Below are 14,181 nucleotides of genomic sequence, written 5' to 3'. Positions count from 1 at the left end.
GGGTTCCTAGGACTCTGGCCCGAGTCGCTTGTAGAACGTGCCGACGATGGGAGCGACGAGCGCCCGCGGACTGTAGCCGCCCGCGACCGACATTGCCTTCGACAGCGTTCCGGGCACAACGCGCATCTTGTTGTGCTCCAACGCATCCAGGCTCATCTTGGCTACCTCCGCGCTGTCGTGCCACAGAAAGCCGGGCACCATCTTGTCGACGATCGACGCGTCCTCGGGGTCCGGTGTCTGAGTACGGACAGGTCCTGGCGCGAGCAGGGTGACGTGGACACCCGAACCGCCGACCTCGCCACGCAGCGACTCGCTGAAAGTGTTCACGAAGGCTTTCGACGCCGCGTAGGTGGCGTTGTTGGGGATCGGCATGTTGCCAGCTGCCGAACCGACCATGAGGATGCCGCCCGAGCCGCGAGCAACCATCTGGGGGAGCACCGCGAGGGTCAGGTCATGCACGGCGTTGACGTTGAGCCGGACCTGGGCGCGCTCGTAGTCGGCATCGAGCTCGGCGACCGGACCGAACGTGGCGATGCCCGCGTTGTTGCAGAGCACCGAGACCTCACGCTGGGCGAGTTCTGCGGAGAGGATCTCGACGGCAGTCGGATCCGACAGGTCGCTCGGTCGTACCTCGACCTGCACGTCGTGTTGCGTGCGCAGCTCGACTGCGAGCTCTTCGAGGATGTCCCCGCGACGCGCCACGACGATCAGTGAGTGCCCGCGACTGGCGAGTTCGCGGGCGAGTTCCATTCCGATTCCGGAGGACGCGCCGGTGACGACGGCGCGTGCGGACACGACGGGAGACGCAATGGGCATGGCGGTCATGGTAGCGCCGCCGGCGTGGCTCGATCGCGAACCGGTCGCGTGGCTGTGCGCTGGTCAGCTCGCCGAGAGCCGGAACACCCTGATCTCGCGATCGGTGCGATCGCGGTAGACCGAGTACACGTCGGTGACGTCGCTCTCGAAGAGGCGGTAGATCCGCTCGCGCTCGGGGCCGTCGAGAAGCGTCGCGACGGCGTCGACCTCGACGCCTGCCGTGTTGACCGTGCAGGCGGGGTTGGCGAGGAGATTGGCCGTCCAGGCGGGATGGCGTTCCTGGCCGAAATTGGACCCGACGACGAAGATGTCGTCGCCCTCGCGGGCGTAGAGCAGCGGCGATGTCCGCGACAGCCCGGACTTTGCGCCGGTGGTCGTCAACAGCAGCGTGGGAGCCCCGATCGGCCCCAGTACGGTGAACCGCCCCTTCGAGGCATGCAGGACACGCCGGTCGACACCGGCCGATCGACGCACCACCCACGAGCCGACGCTCGTCTTCGCGAGAGCGGTCATCGGGCCGCGCAGTGGACTCGACGTCGAGCCCCAACGCCGCTCGGCAAACGGAGACGCCATGCCACTCCTTCGATCGACGGACGTGCGACCCACACAGCTTCTCAGTTTTGCGGCTGCACGTACGTCGAATCGGTCTGGGTGTCGATCGATTGGTAGCGGTTTACTCGATACCCGCTGCGACCTCAGTGCCCTGACGGATCGCGCGCTTGGCGTCGAGCTCGGCGGCCAGGTCGGCGCCACCGATGACGTGCGTTCGGATGCCCGCCACGGTCAGCGGGTCGACGAGGTCGCGGACGGACTCCTGTCCCGCGCAGATGACCACGTTGTCGACCTCGAGGAGGCGCGTCTCACGGACCGAGCCGTCGTCATCGTGAAAACTCAGGTGAAGTCCGGCGTCGTCGATCTTGTCGTAGGTTGCACCCGAGATCTGTTCTACGCCTTTCATTTTCACACTCGCCCGATGTACCCACCCGGTGGTCTTGCCGAGTGTCTTGCCCTGCTTGCCGCGCTTGCGTTGCACCAGGAAGACCTCGCGGGTTACCGGAAGCGGTCGGGGCGTGGTGAGGAAGCCGGGAACGTCGAGGTCTTCGCTGACTCCCCATTCCTGTTCCCATTCCTTGAGGTTGAGGGAGGGTGAGTCGTCGACGGTGAGGAATTCGGTGATGTCGAAACCGATGCCGCCCGCGCCGATCACCGCGACACGCTTGCCGATCTCGCGGTGGCCGAGCACTGCCTCGGCGTACGACATGACCATCGGGTGATCGACACCGGGGATGTCGGGTATGCGTGGGGTGACGCCGGTGGCGACGATCACCTCGTCGAAGCCCTCGGCGATGATGTGCTCGGCGTCGACGCGCTGTTCGAGATGGACGCGGACGTTGTTGAGCTCGAGCTGCCGGGTGTAGTAGCGCAGCGTCTCGGCGAACTCCTCTTTACCGGGAATCCTTGCGGCGATGGAGAATTGGCCGCCGATCGTCGGACCGGCCTCGAAGAGCTCGACCCGGTGGCCGCGTTGTGCGGCGGTGACCGCGGCCGACAGTCCGGCCGGTCCGGCGCCGATCACGGCGACCTTGCGTGCCCGACGCGTCGCGCCGAGGGTCAGCGTGGTTTCCCGTCCGGCACGCGGATTGAGCAGGCACGACACCTTCTTCCCGACGAACGCGTGGTCGAGGCATGCCTGGTTGCAGCCGATGCAGGTGTTGATCTCGTCGGCGCGACCGGTCATGGCCTTCACCGGGAATTCGGGATCGGACAGGAGCGGGCGAGCCATCGACACCGCGTCGACGCGGCCGCGGTCGAGGATCTCCTCCGCCACCTCCGGGGTGTTGATGCGGTTGCTCGCGATGAGCGGGATCGAGACCTCGTCGCGCAGTCGTTCGGTGAACTTGACGAACGCCGCGCGTGGCACCGAGGTGACGATGGTCGGCACGCCGGCTTCGTGCCATCCGATGTCGGTGTTGATGGCGTCGACGCCGAGCGCCTCGGCCTTGCGCGCCATGAGGGCGATCTCGTCCCAGGTCTGTCCGCCCTTGACGAAGTCGGCGATCGACTGCCGAAGGATGACCGGGAAGTCGCGGGGGACGCGGCGTCGGATCTCGGTGATCACCTCCACCAGAAAGCGCTGCCGGTTCTCGGTGGAGCCGCCCCACTTGTCGGTGCGGTCGTTGGTGTGCGGGCACAGGAACTGGTTGACCAGGTAGCCCTCGCCGCCCATGATCTCGACGGCGTCATAGCCGGCCTGACGCGCCAGCTTCGCGGCTTGCCCGTACGAGCGGATCACGTGCCGGATGACCGACTCGGGCATCGGCAGGTTCTTGAAGGGGTGGATGGGCGAATTCTCGCTTCCCGGAGCAACTTTCAGTGGCGTGTAGCCGTAGCGGCCCGCCTGGAGGAGTTGCATGGCAATCTTGCCGCCCGCGTCGTGCACCGCGCGGGTGACGCGCTGATGCCGCTTGGCGTCGAGCACGTTGGTCATCTTGCCCGCGAAAGGCAGGAGCTGGCCGGTGCGACTGACCGCGAAGCCGCCCGTGATGATCAGGCCGGCACCGCCGCGTGCGCGCTCGGCGTAGTAGGCGCCCAGCTTGTCGGTGTCCCACACGCGGTCTTCGAGGCCGGTGTGCATCGACCCCATGACGATGCGATTGCGCAACGTCATCCCGCCGACGGTGAGGGGCTCGAACAGACGCGGATAATACGGATTCGGTTGGCTCGAGCTGGTATTCGCGGATGGGGCTGACATCTGCGTTCTCCTGGGTCGTCGGGGATGGGGTGGGTTGGTGGTCAGGACTCGTTGCCGACGGATGGCGTCGACGCGGTGGATGTTCGACGCTGCTCGGCGTCGAGCGCGGTGATGACTTCGTCGCACCAACCGACAAAGCCTTCTTCGATGCGTACGCCGCCGCGGAGTACCAGGTACTGATGGAGGCGGCGGCCGGTCAGTGCCTGCGGGTCGGGGTAGTCGTCCTTCTCGAACGACTGGTAAAGGTGCAGTCGCGCAAGGTGTTCGGCGCGGTGCCTGCGGAGTTCGTCGATGACGTCGGTGAGGTCGGCGTGCTCTGCTGCTCGGATCTTGAGTCCGAGGTCGTCGCGGAGTTGTTGCATGGGCGTCGGCGACGAAACCCACTCGCGCAGTGCCTGACGGCCCGCGTCGGAGAGTGTGTAGACCTTCTTGTCCGGTCTGCCCTCCTGGGCGACGGGTTCGAAGCTCACCATGCCCTCGGCGTGGAGCTTGCCCAGTGTGCGATAGATCTGCTGGTGCGTCGCCGACCAGAAGTAGCCGATCGACCGGTCGAATTGCCTGCCGATCTCGTAGCCGGTGCCCGGGCGTTCGGAGAGCGACACCATGATCGCGTGTTCGAGTGCCACGACTCGACCGTACCAATGCACCTACGCACTATGCAATAGTGTGCATAGGGTTCTTGTTGCATAACCGGCCGAGTGTATTTCCCGCGTACATACAGGTCGGATGCGTGTGCACTATCGCGTCACGCCGGAGCGTTCTCCGGTTCCATCCACCGGCTCAGGTCGTAGAGATGCCCGTCGCGGAGTTCGATGATGCGGTCGGCGATCGCGGTGACCCGAGTGTCGTGCGTGATGAGCAGCGTGGTGCGCCCGTCGGCAAGCCGCCGGAGGGGGTCGAGGATTCGGCTCGTGGTCGCGGCGTCGAGACCCGACGTCGGTTCGTCGAGGATGAGCGCCGGAGTGTTCCGGAGCATCGCACGGGCGATCGCGATACGTTGCCGTTGACCACCGGAGAGCGTGAGGCCGCCGTCGTCGAGCCGGGCGTCGTAGCCGTCGGGCAATCTGCGGATGAACTCGTCGGCGTCGGCGGCCACCGCGGCGGCGATGATTTCTTCGCGAGTCGCGGCCGGCCGGCCGTAGGCGATGTTGTCGGAGATGCTGGCGCCCTTGATGATCGGCTGCTGGGGAAGCAACGTGATGTGATCGCGAATCCAGCGGCCGGTCAGGTCGTCGTAATCGACGTCGCCGATGGTCAGGTTCCCGGAGTCGGGATGTTCGAATCGGCACAGCAGCGACGCCAGCGTCGACTTTCCGACGCCGCTCGGTCCGATCAGTGCGGTGATGGTCCCCGGCGCGAGGTCGAGGTCAACGGCGTCGAGGACCGTCTGGTGCTCGCGCGCCAGGGTGACGTCGCGCAGCGCGATGCCGACCGGCGTCGTCGGGCGTAGTGGTGATCGAACGGTCGCGGGGATGTCAGCGAGTTCGACGCGTTCGACGGGTGCGACGTCGAGGACCTCGGCAACACGCTCGGCGCTGATCACCGCGGACGCGATGGCGATCCGGATGTCGGCCAGCTCCTGCATCTTGGGATAGAGCATCCCGAGATAGCCGGTGAGGGCCAGCAGCCCGCCGACGCTGAGCTGGCCCTGGCGTACCTGCCAGACGCCCACGATCGCGATGGCCAACGTGACGACGACCTGCCCGAAGCTCAAGATGCCGCCCAGTCCGGCCTCGACGCGGGTCTGCGCAAGGCGGGCGCTCATCCAGGTGACCCCGTGCCGGTGGAGTCGAGCGTGTTCGCGCCCCTGCTGGTTGTAGGCGACGGCCGTCTCGTGGCCGAGGAGTGCGGTTTCGACGGAGTCGGCGATGTCGCTGTTGGCGCCTCGTTCGTCGCGGGTGACGCGTTCCTGCCGACGGGCGAAGAATGCGGACAGACCCCACAGCGCCGGGACTGCGGCCAGCGCGACGAGCGCGACCTGCCAGCTCATGATGAGTGCGGCGACGACCAAGCCGATGGTGTGGGCCAGCGCGATCACGAACTGCATCACGCCTGTCCCGATCAGGTACTCGACCGCTTCGAGGTCGCCGGTGTGCCGGGTGACGAGATTGCCCAGGCCCAGCCGTCGATGCTGGACGGGGTGAAGGCGCTGGACGTGGTCGAAGAGTTGATCACGCAGCCGTAACACGACGCGTTCGGAGATGCCCACGGACACGACCTGACCGAAATAGTCTCCGCCGCAGGAGATTGCCGTGATGAGGAGCCAGAGGAGCGCAAGGCGTGCAAACGTGGTGACGCTGTTCGAGTCGAGCGCGCCGTCGATGACATCTGCGAGCACGAAGACGGCAACCACCTCGCATGCCGCAGCGATGCCGAGCAGGGTTCCCGCGAGGGCGAATCGTCTGGCCTCGCCTCGTACTGCGGGAGAGAAGCGTCGAAAAGCTTGTCGCGCGTTCATCGGACGTCCTTCTGTGTCGGTAGGCATGAGAACAGGAGCCGACTCGGGCGTCGATGGCGCTCATGGCGGCGTCGGACGTCCGTGTCGGCTCCCATGGGCCGGAAGGTCAGTAGACCCAGCGCCAGTCCCAGCGGTGCGCGCGTGCATTCCAGAAGCGCTGGCGACGACGGCGACGCGGCGGCTGCGGGGCAGGGGCCTGGCGCGGGCCGTTGTTGTTCTGCTGCGGAGGGGTGTTGATAGGCATGGGATCTCCTTCGTGACTACCTGCCGGCGGCGTTGCCGACGAGGAGAACACTATGGAGCTTCGCTGACCGCGCCCTGCGGCGACGCTGGGAGGCGGCTGTCAACGCAAAAGTGCTGTCCGACAGTGGGTTACCGATCGGCTCGGGGCCCGGGTATGCGCGGTCGCCAGTCTCGGTATGTCGGTAACCCGGCGTCGCGCTCTGCGATCCCGCAGACTGATTCTCGTGCGTAACGACGAAACTCGTGATGGCGACGGCGACAACGGTGGAGGGAGCGAGCGCGGGGGCTCCGGCGCCACCACGACGTCGCGACGACTGGCCGACAACATGGGATGGACACGCGTCGACGTCGACGACGTTGTCGGACCGGGGGAGCGGCTGTCGTGGCCCAAGACGGTGAGTATCGGCCTGCAGCATGTCGTCGCCATGTTCGGCTCGACGTTCCTCGTACCCGTGCTCACCGGATTCCCGCCTGCCACAACGCTGCTCTTCTCCGGGATCGGTACCGCACTGTTCCTCATCATCACCGGTAACCGGCTGCCGAGCTATCTCGGTTCGAGCTTCGCGATCATCGCGCCGGTGCTCGCGGCGACGGCGTCGAACGGGCAATCGTCTGCGCTCGGCGGAATCGTCGTTGTGGGTGCATTGCTCGCGTTGATCGGCGTCATCGTGCACTTCGCGGGCGTCCGATGGATCGACCTCGTGATGCCCCCGATCGTCACCGGAACGATCGTGGCGTTGATCGGCCTGAACCTTGCGCCATCGGCAAAGGCGAACTTCGAGAAGCAGCCGGTGACCGCGACGATCGTGCTGGTGTTGCTGGTCTTATCGATCGCGTTCCTGCGCGGACTGCTCGGACGACTGGCCATCGTATTGAGTGTGGTGATCGGCTATGTGGTGGCGTTGATCCGCAACGAGGTCGACACGAGCGCCATCCACGCTGCGAGTTGGATCGGCCTGCCCGATTTCCAGACCCCGACCTTCCACCTCTCGGTGATCCCGACGTTCTTACCCGTGGTACTCGTGCTGGTGGTCGAGAACATCGGACACGTGAAATCCGTGGCGATGATGACCGGAGCGAACTTCGACGACCGGATGGGCAGAGCGTTGTTCGCCGACGGACTGTCGACGATAATCGCGGGTTCGGGCGGAGGGTCGGCGACCACGACATATGCCGAGAACATCGGTGTCATGGCCGCGACCAAGGTGTATTCGACGGCGGCGTACTGGGTCGCTGCTGCTGCGGCGATCATCCTGGGGCTGTGCCCGAAGATCGGTGCCGTGATCGCGTCGGTTCCCTCCGGGGTCCTCGGAGGCATCACCACGGCGCTCTATGGCCTCGTCGCGATCATCGGTGTGCACATCTGGGTGACCAACCGCGTCGACTTCTCCCGCCCGATCAACCAGTTCACCGCCGCTATTCCACTGATCATCGCCATCGCGGACTTCAGTTGGACCATCGGCGACGTGAGCTTCGGCGGCATCGCGATCGGTGCGGTCTGCGCGCTGCTCATCTATCACACGATCCACCTCATCGGTGGGTGGCGCGGAACTGCGGGAGCGCGCGGCGCTTAGCTGAGAGGTGTTGTTCTCCAGGATGATTCACACGCCGAACGGCGCGGCGTAGTGCATGACTCCGGTCGGAAGCGGCTTGGTCTCGTCGAGTGTCAGGGCCATGACGGCATCGTCAGGGGCGTCGAATGGAACGGTGATCCCGTGTGTCGATGCGCGTTCGAACCCGAATCGCGGGTAGTAGTCTTCGTGCCCGAGCACGACGACGTGTGGTTCACCCATCTGCCTTGCGGCCTCGAGAAGTGCACGGTTGACGGCGCTGCCCGCACCGCGGTTCTGGAATTGCGGCAGCACCGACACCGGCCCCAATCCCAGGACCGGAGAGTCGTCGACGTAGCCTCGGGTCGCGACGCCATGCCCCACGACACGTCCCGTCTCGTCGGTGACGACGATCGACAGTCCGTCAATCCAGGCGGGGTCACGCCGTAAGCCGTCGAGGATCTCGGCTTCCTCCGCGGACGGAAACGCGGCGAGGGTGACCTCTCGAACGGTCGGTACGTCGGCCGGGGTCTCGCTACGGGTGTGCCACTGGGTGCCGGGGGTGTGCTCAGACATCAGTTGATGACGCTATCAGCGATGGGTGGCGGGCAACTGGACTCGGCAGGATCGGCCGGTCGAGCAGATCGCCAGATCTCGCGAGAGAATCGACGCCCTCCGCGCCTTGGCGATAGGTAACAAAGTGACTGACAAGGCACGGTAAAAGCCTGGCGCGAATCCGCCCGCCCTACGTGGCCTCGACGCGGAATTGCGCTCATTCGACGTGTTTTCCACACACTGATGTCGCGAATTTAGCAATGAGCGCAAGTCGTCGATTTACATGGTCCACAGTGGTTACGGATTCACGCTCATCTGGTCGCAAACCATGGCATTGAACGTGACGAGTCGAGGCCCGTACCGACGAGCTGATCGTCGAAATATGTTCGGCGATAGGGACATTCGGCCCTTTTCTGGACTTGCCTACGACCTCATCTGGTTGGATGCGGACGTGAGGAGACTCATCGCCAGACTCTGCCACGGACACTCATCGGTCGTCGATATCTGGGACCAAGGTCCTGACAACAGCACAATTCGGGACGCATTGCCACCGAATGGTGACAAGACGTGCCTGATACGGCACAGAATCCAGCATACCCAGCTTAAAGTAAAGGATATGGCCCACGCTTGTTTGTAGGTCAGGCAGTCTCTTCCTATTGAAAGTGGTGGTTTCACAATGTGCACCCGAGTGATTTGGCCAGATGCCGCGGGAGCAGTTCTCGTCGGACGCAACATGGATTTTCACAAAGATCTGATGACCAACCTCTGGACTCAGCCCAAGGGTATTTCTCGAGACGACGGCGTGGAGGGCAAGCTGACGTGGACGTCGAAGTACGGCAGTGTCATCGCCGCGGCCTACGACATCATTTCCGTCGACGGTCTCAACGAGGCGGGGTTGGCGGGCCACATCCTGTGGCTGGCCGAATCGACCTATGGGACCCGTGATGAATCACGGCCGGCGCTGAGTCAGGCGGTGTGGCTGCAGTACTTCCTCGACAACTTCGCCACCGTGGACGAGGCCGTTGAATGGATCAACAGCACCGATGTGCAGGTCATCCAGATGCCCGACCCCACCGGCGGCAAACCGCCCGCGATTCACCTCGCACTCGACGACAAGACCGGCGACTCCGTGATCATCGAGTACCTCGACGGTCACGCCAAGGTGTATCACGATCGGTCCTACCACGTGATGACCAATTCACCCACCTACGATCAGCAACTCGAACTGCTGAAGAGGTGGGAGGGCCTCGGGGGCGACGCGCCACTCCCCGGCGACACCCTCGCCGAGCACCGCTTTGCGCGTGCCGCGTACTACGCGAGCCGTCTGCCGAAGCCGGCGAGTCAACTCGAGGCCATCGCGGGCATGTTCAGCGTGATCCGCAATGCCGCGCAGCCCTTCCGTATCCCCGATCCCGGCAAACCCGATGCCTCACAAACGATTTGGCAGACAGTCAGCGATCTCACCAACGGGCGATTCGTGTACGACTCCACCACTCGGCCGAACATCGTGTGGGTTGATATCGCTGATCTGGACCTTTCCGAAGGCGCTCCGCAACTCAAGCTGGATCTGCTCAGCAAGCTCTCTCTCGAGGGCGGGATCGCAGGCAACGTGAACGAGCATTTCGAAGACAAGGGTCCGATGACGTTCCTGTCCTTCGCGCTTCTCAAGCAGTTGGAGGACGCCGAGAAGGGGCAGAAGGCAACGGCATAACCCACTGGAATCGATCACGCCGATGGGCACTCGTCCATCGGCGTGATCGATTTCGGTGTCGCAGGCCAGCGCTTCTCGATGCCAACAGTGGTGCCATGACAAGCTCGTCGGATGAGTCCGACAAATGGTGCAGGCAATCTGCCTCCGATTCAGATCGAATGGACCGCGCGGCAAGGCGACGCCCGACGCGCCACATTGTCGTCGCTCGCAGCGCCTCGCCTCTGGGCGCGCACTGTCGGTATAGCCGCGGTCTTCGCGACGATCTTTGCCGCGGTGTGTATTGCGACGGGCAGCGGGTGGTCCTTGGGACTGCTGATCGGTGTGAGCGTGTTCCTCGTGTGCTCGGTTGCATGGATCGGCGCCGCGCTGATCGCTGGCCACGTCCAGAACCGCAAGATCCTCGCCCCGGGCGCCACATGGGGAGCGGGCGCCGACGATGAGTTCCTGCGCGTCGACACGCCGGCGTCGACGGTGTTGTTGCGGCGCGACAGCATTCGATCGGTGACGCCAGTCGGCGGGCAACTCGTGCTGGTGAAGGCGTCGCCGGAGAGCATCAGATTGCTGCCCGCACCGCTGTTCGCGCAACCGGTGTGGACGCTCGAATCTTGCTGATGACCGTGCCCGACGGCGTGATGAGCGGTCTTCGGTGCGCCCGCGTGAATCTCTCTCAAACCACTCGAGTGGGCGCACACCGGCCGGAGGCCGGCAAGGATGTGACTGGTGCCCCCGGCAGGACTCGAACCTGCGACCTAGGGATTAGAAGGCCCTTGCTCTATCCACCTGAGCTACGGAGGCGAAACCGACACGCAGAGTGTACGGCAGCGAGCCGGGTGCCCTGACTTCGGCCGTATTCGGTGACGTTGGCCGTATCCACAGGCGGAGTCCTGTCCACAGCTTGGTCTCGCGCTCGGTGTCGGGAGCTTGTTCTCCGGAATGCTCACAGTCAGCCATCTCAGCCCGAGTTCGGAAACTCGGTGCCTGCAGCGGATGGCACCTCACGGCAGGAGCGGAGCAAATGTACGAAACGTATTCGACGATCGTGGGCCGAGTGATCTCCGACCCCAGGCGCAACCGCATGGCGAACGGCGACGAGGTGATCTCGTTCCGCATGGCCAGCAACACGCGTCGACGAGACCGCGCAACAGGCGAGTGGATCGACGGGAACAGCTTGTTCCTGACCGTCTCGTGCTGGCGGCGGCTGGTCGCGGGCGTGGCGTCCGCGGTCGAGAAGGGGCGGCCGGTCATCGTGCACGGGGCAATTCACACGAACAGCTACACGACCAGCGGCGGCGAATCGCGCACGGAGCTGGAGATGATCGCCGACTCGGTCGGCCTCGACCTCGCACGCTGCGTCGTCGAGTACCGCGGTCGCGGCGATGTCGCGGCTCCTCAGTCTGCGGATACGCAAGCGTCGGGCGTCGCCGCACCCGACGATGCGGCTGGCGCTGCGGCGTGACCGAGTGGTCGCCACGGTGAATGCGGGAGGGGTGTGTTCATCGGGGCGGGACTCGTCATGAGGCGATAACGTCTGCGGCGCAACGGAATCCGAGGTGCGACGTCGCCGAGTCGTCGGATTGTGGAGAGCGGGCGGCGGGTCGGTAGCGTCGGCAGTACTGCGGTGAGCACAGGTGCGAGCCGCCCTTCGTGACACGCGTGACCTGTGGAGATGTGGTGGGCGTCAAGAGGTCCGGCCGACCGTCGGGGGAGACCGTCGCAAGATCGGGCGGGACGTGGCGCGGAGTGAAGACGTCCGACGTGCGCTCCCAGACGTTGCCGATCATGTCGAGGAGTCCGAAGCCGTTCGGTGGATAGCTCCCCACCCTCGACGTTCCGCTCCAGCCGTCGCTCGCGTACGGGAAGTTGCCGATCCACGTGTTGGCGAGAATCTCACCCTCGGGGTGCAACTCGTCGCCCCACGCGTACTCGTGTCCGACGACGCCGCCACGTGCGGCGTACTCCCACTCGGCTTCGGTGGGGAGTCGACGGCCCGCCCACGCGGCGTAGGCGACGGCGTCGGCGTACGCGATCTGGGTGACGGGGTGGTCGTCGTGCCCGACGATGTCGGTCGCGGGTCCGAGCGGGTGACGCCACGACGCTCCCGGCTGCCATCGCCACCACGCTCGCCAGTCGGTGAGGTCGACGGGGCCGGCCGTCGGTGTGAAGACAAGGGCACCCGGAACGAGCATCGCTGGGTCGGAGCCGGGGAAATCGACGGGGTCGATGTCGCTCTCGGCAACGGTCACGTACCCGGTGTCGCTGACGAACGCCGCGTACTGCGCATTGGTCACCGGATGCCGTTCGATCGCGAAAGCGCCGACGCGACGCTCATGTGCGGGACGTTCCTCGGGGTAGAAGCGATCCGAACCCATACAGAAGACGCCGCCGGTGAGCTCGACAAGCTCGGTCAGCGGCGCAGAGGCGGTCACCCTCTCGATGGTGCCAGTGATCGTGTTCGCACGTCTGCGGCGATCGCGGCGCCGTGTTCGCGGGCGGGCGGGTCCGACTCGATCACGGCCATGTGGGAGAGTGTCGCGCCACGTCGATAGAGTGGTACGCGACGTTGCGCCGAGAGCCTGCCGTGTCGCCGGAGGGCGATACCCCGCATGCACTCTCCGGTATCGGAGCTCGAGCGCAGATGACCACAAAACCGCAGGTGAGGACATTACGTGGCTGGCGAGTTTATTTACACGATGAAGAAGGTGCGCAAGGCGCACGGTGACAAGGTCATTCTCGACGACGTCACCATGTCCTTCTACCCGGGCGCCAAGATCGGCGTCGTCGGTCCCAACGGTGCCGGTAAGTCGTCGATCCTCAAGATCATGGCGGGAATCGACCAGCCGTCGAACGGCGAGGCATTCCTCGACCCGGAGGCCACCGTCGGCATTCTGTTGCAGGAGCCGCCCCTCAACGAGGAGAAGACGGTCAAGCAGAACGTCGAGGAGGGGATGGGCGAGATCAAGCAGAAGCTCGACCGCTTCAACGAGATCGCCGAACTGCTCGCCACCGACTACTCCGACGAACTCATGGAGGAGATGGGCAAGCTCCAGGAAGACCTCGACAACGCCGACGCCTGGGACCTCGACTCGCAGATCGACCAGGCCATGGACGCACTGCGCTGCCCGCCCGGCGATTCCCCTGTCACCCACCTCTCGGGTGGTGAGCGCCGTCGCGTCGCGTTGTGCAAGCTGCTGCTGTCCAAGCCCGACCTGCTGCTGCTCGATGAGCCGACCAACCACCTCGACGCCGAGAGCGTGCTGTGGCTCGAGCAGTTCCTGGCGTCGTACCCCGGCGCAGTCCTCGCGGTGACGCACGATCGCTACTTCCTCGACCATGTGGCCGAATGGATCTGTGAGGTCGACCGCGGCAAGCTGCACCCGTACGAGGGCAACTACTCCACCTACCTGGAGAAGAAGGCCGAGCGTCTCGAGGTCCAGGGCAAGAAGGACCAGAAGCTGCAGAAGCGGCTCAAGGAAGAGCTCGCTTGGGTCCGTTCGGGCGCCAAGGCCCGTCAGACGAAGAACAAGGCCCGCCTCTCGCGGTACGAGGAGATGGCAGCGGAGGCCGAGAAGACGCGCAAGCTCGACTTCGAGGAGATCCAGATCCCGACGCCGCCGCGTCTGGGTGACGTGGTGGTCGAGGTCGCCAACCTCGACAAGGGCTTCGACGGTCGCGTGCTGATCAAGGATCTGTCGTTCACGTTGCCGCGCAACGGAATCGTCGGTGTCATCGGACCCAACGGTGTGGGTAAGACGACGCTGTTCAAGACCATCGTCGGACTCGAGGAGCCCGACTCCGGCTCGGTGAAGGTCGGCGATACGGTCAAGCTCAGCTACGTCGACCAGAACCGCGCCAACATCGACCCGAAGAAGAACGTGTGGGAGGTCGTCTCCGACGGCAACGACTACATCGAGGTCGGCCAGAACGAGATGCCCTCGCGTGCGTACGTCAGCGCCTTCGGCTTCAAGGGTCCCGATCAGCAGAAGCGGGCAGAGGTGCTCTCCGGTGGTGAGCGCAACCGCCTCAACCTGGCGTTGACGCTCAAAGAGGGCGGCAACCTGATCCTGCTCGACGAGCCGACCAACGACCTCGACGTCGA

At 64.9% G+C, this 14,181-nt stretch carries 13 protein-coding genes and 1 tRNA gene; 5 read left to right on the top strand and 9 right to left on the bottom strand.

Features of this window, described 5'->3' with window-relative positions; translation table 11 throughout:
* Positions 1–6: 6 nt before the first annotated feature.
* The 6 genes from cmrA to B3T59_RS06840 all read right to left on the bottom strand — a co-directional run bounded on the left by cmrA (position 7) and on the right by B3T59_RS06840 (position 6,270).
* Positions 7–825: a mycolate reductase gene (cmrA, locus tag B3T59_RS06865; RefSeq protein ID WP_005207783.1), complete on the bottom strand. Its 819-nt coding sequence runs from the start codon at positions 823–825 to the stop codon at positions 7–9.
* Positions 826–879: 54 nt separating this feature from the next.
* The gene (locus tag B3T59_RS06860; protein WP_005207782.1) at positions 880–1,389 is read right to left on the bottom strand and encodes a nitroreductase/quinone reductase family protein; all 510 of its coding nucleotides are present in this window, start codon (positions 1,387–1,389) and stop codon (positions 880–882) included.
* Positions 1,390–1,489: 100 nt separating this feature from the next.
* Positions 1,490–3,568, bottom strand: coding sequence for an NADPH-dependent 2,4-dienoyl-CoA reductase (locus tag B3T59_RS06855; RefSeq protein WP_064864765.1), 2,079 nt, complete (start codon positions 3,566–3,568; stop codon positions 1,490–1,492).
* A 41-nt stretch (positions 3,569–3,609) separates the two neighbouring features.
* Positions 3,610–4,194, bottom strand: a complete 585-nt coding sequence (locus B3T59_RS06850) for a PadR family transcriptional regulator (protein WP_039856536.1) — start codon at positions 4,192–4,194, stop codon at positions 3,610–3,612.
* A gap of 119 nt (positions 4,195–4,313) precedes the next feature.
* Positions 4,314–6,026, bottom strand: coding sequence for an ABC transporter ATP-binding protein (locus B3T59_RS06845; RefSeq protein ID WP_064862091.1), 1,713 nt, complete (start codon positions 6,024–6,026; stop codon positions 4,314–4,316).
* 106 nt (positions 6,027–6,132) lie between these two features.
* Positions 6,133–6,270, bottom strand: a complete 138-nt coding sequence (locus B3T59_RS06840) for a hypothetical protein (RefSeq protein WP_156527355.1) — start codon at positions 6,268–6,270, stop codon at positions 6,133–6,135.
* Between the two features lie 325 nt (positions 6,271–6,595).
* On the opposite strand from B3T59_RS06840, the gene B3T59_RS06835 reads away from it, so the two are divergent.
* Positions 6,596–7,843, top strand: coding sequence for a uracil-xanthine permease family protein (locus tag B3T59_RS06835; protein WP_039856549.1), 1,248 nt, complete (start codon positions 6,596–6,598; stop codon positions 7,841–7,843).
* Between the two features lie 27 nt (positions 7,844–7,870).
* On the opposite strand, the gene B3T59_RS06830 is transcribed toward B3T59_RS06835, so the two are convergent.
* The gene (locus tag B3T59_RS06830) at positions 7,871–8,395 is read right to left on the bottom strand and encodes a GNAT family N-acetyltransferase (protein WP_005207771.1); all 525 of its coding nucleotides are present in this window, start codon (positions 8,393–8,395) and stop codon (positions 7,871–7,873) included.
* Between the two features lie 655 nt (positions 8,396–9,050).
* On the opposite strand from B3T59_RS06830, the gene B3T59_RS06825 reads away from it, so the two are divergent.
* Both B3T59_RS06825 and B3T59_RS06820 read left to right on the top strand, forming a co-directional pair.
* Positions 9,051–10,085, top strand: coding sequence for a linear amide C-N hydrolase (locus tag B3T59_RS06825; RefSeq protein ID WP_005207770.1), 1,035 nt, complete (start codon positions 9,051–9,053; stop codon positions 10,083–10,085).
* A 111-nt stretch (positions 10,086–10,196) separates the two neighbouring features.
* The gene (locus B3T59_RS06820) at positions 10,197–10,697 is read left to right on the top strand and encodes a hypothetical protein (protein WP_005207769.1); all 501 of its coding nucleotides are present in this window, start codon (positions 10,197–10,199) and stop codon (positions 10,695–10,697) included.
* A 106-nt stretch (positions 10,698–10,803) separates the two neighbouring features.
* Here B3T59_RS06820 and B3T59_RS06815 read toward each other — a convergent pair.
* Positions 10,804–10,880: transfer RNA gene (locus B3T59_RS06815), tRNA-Arg, on the bottom strand.
* A gap of 220 nt (positions 10,881–11,100) precedes the next feature.
* Here B3T59_RS06815 and ssb point away from each other — a divergent pair.
* Entirely contained in the window at positions 11,101–11,541 is a 441-nt protein-coding gene (gene ssb, locus B3T59_RS06810) for a single-stranded DNA-binding protein (protein WP_005207768.1), read from the top strand.
* 55 nt (positions 11,542–11,596) lie between these two features.
* Here the strand turns inward: ssb and B3T59_RS06805 are convergent, their stop codons facing one another.
* Positions 11,597–12,454 (bottom strand): formylglycine-generating enzyme family protein, encoded by an 858-nt coding sequence (locus tag B3T59_RS06805; protein WP_197500799.1) that lies wholly within the window; start codon positions 12,452–12,454, stop codon positions 11,597–11,599.
* A 321-nt stretch (positions 12,455–12,775) separates the two neighbouring features.
* Here B3T59_RS06805 and ettA point away from each other — a divergent pair.
* On the top strand, positions 12,776–14,181 hold a 1,406-nt coding region (ettA, locus tag B3T59_RS06800; protein ID WP_287001828.1), incomplete at its 3' end, for an energy-dependent translational throttle protein EttA.

The organism is Gordonia sp. UBA7860, from assembly GCF_002500165.1.
In the GTDB taxonomy this organism is placed as follows: domain Bacteria; phylum Actinomycetota; class Actinomycetes; order Mycobacteriales; family Mycobacteriaceae; genus Gordonia; species Gordonia sputi.
The sequence above is the reverse complement of the archived record's forward strand: the minus strand, read 5'-3'. Positions and strand labels throughout refer to the sequence as shown.

Excerpts from the sequence above, each read along its gene's own strand:
- B3T59_RS06820 (WP_005207769.1), top strand. The coding sequence starts at position 10,197 with ATGAGTCCGACAAATGGTGCAGGCAATCTGCCTCCGATTCAGATCGAA.
- B3T59_RS06845 (WP_064862091.1), bottom strand. The coding sequence starts at position 6,026 with ATGAACGCGCGACAAGCTTTTCGACGCTTCTCTCCCGCAGTACGAGGC.
- cmrA (WP_005207783.1), bottom strand. The coding sequence starts at position 825 with ATGACCGCCATGCCCATTGCGTCTCCCGTCGTGTCCGCACGCGCCGTC.
- ssb (WP_005207768.1), top strand. The coding sequence starts at position 11,101 with ATGTACGAAACGTATTCGACGATCGTGGGCCGAGTGATCTCCGACCCC.
- B3T59_RS06860 (WP_005207782.1), bottom strand. The coding sequence starts at position 1,389 with ATGGCGTCTCCGTTTGCCGAGCGGCGTTGGGGCTCGACGTCGAGTCCA.
- B3T59_RS06825 (WP_005207770.1), top strand. The coding sequence starts at position 9,051 with ATGTGCACCCGAGTGATTTGGCCAGATGCCGCGGGAGCAGTTCTCGTC.
- B3T59_RS06805 (WP_197500799.1), bottom strand. The coding sequence starts at position 12,454 with ATGGGTTCGGATCGCTTCTACCCCGAGGAACGTCCCGCACATGAGCGT.
- B3T59_RS06830 (WP_005207771.1), bottom strand. The coding sequence starts at position 8,395 with ATGTCTGAGCACACCCCCGGCACCCAGTGGCACACCCGTAGCGAGACC.
- B3T59_RS06840 (WP_156527355.1), bottom strand. The coding sequence starts at position 6,270 with ATGCCTATCAACACCCCTCCGCAGCAGAACAACAACGGCCCGCGCCAG.
- B3T59_RS06835 (WP_039856549.1), top strand. The coding sequence starts at position 6,596 with ATGGGATGGACACGCGTCGACGTCGACGACGTTGTCGGACCGGGGGAG.
- B3T59_RS06855 (WP_064864765.1), bottom strand. The coding sequence starts at position 3,568 with ATGTCAGCCCCATCCGCGAATACCAGCTCGAGCCAACCGAATCCGTAT.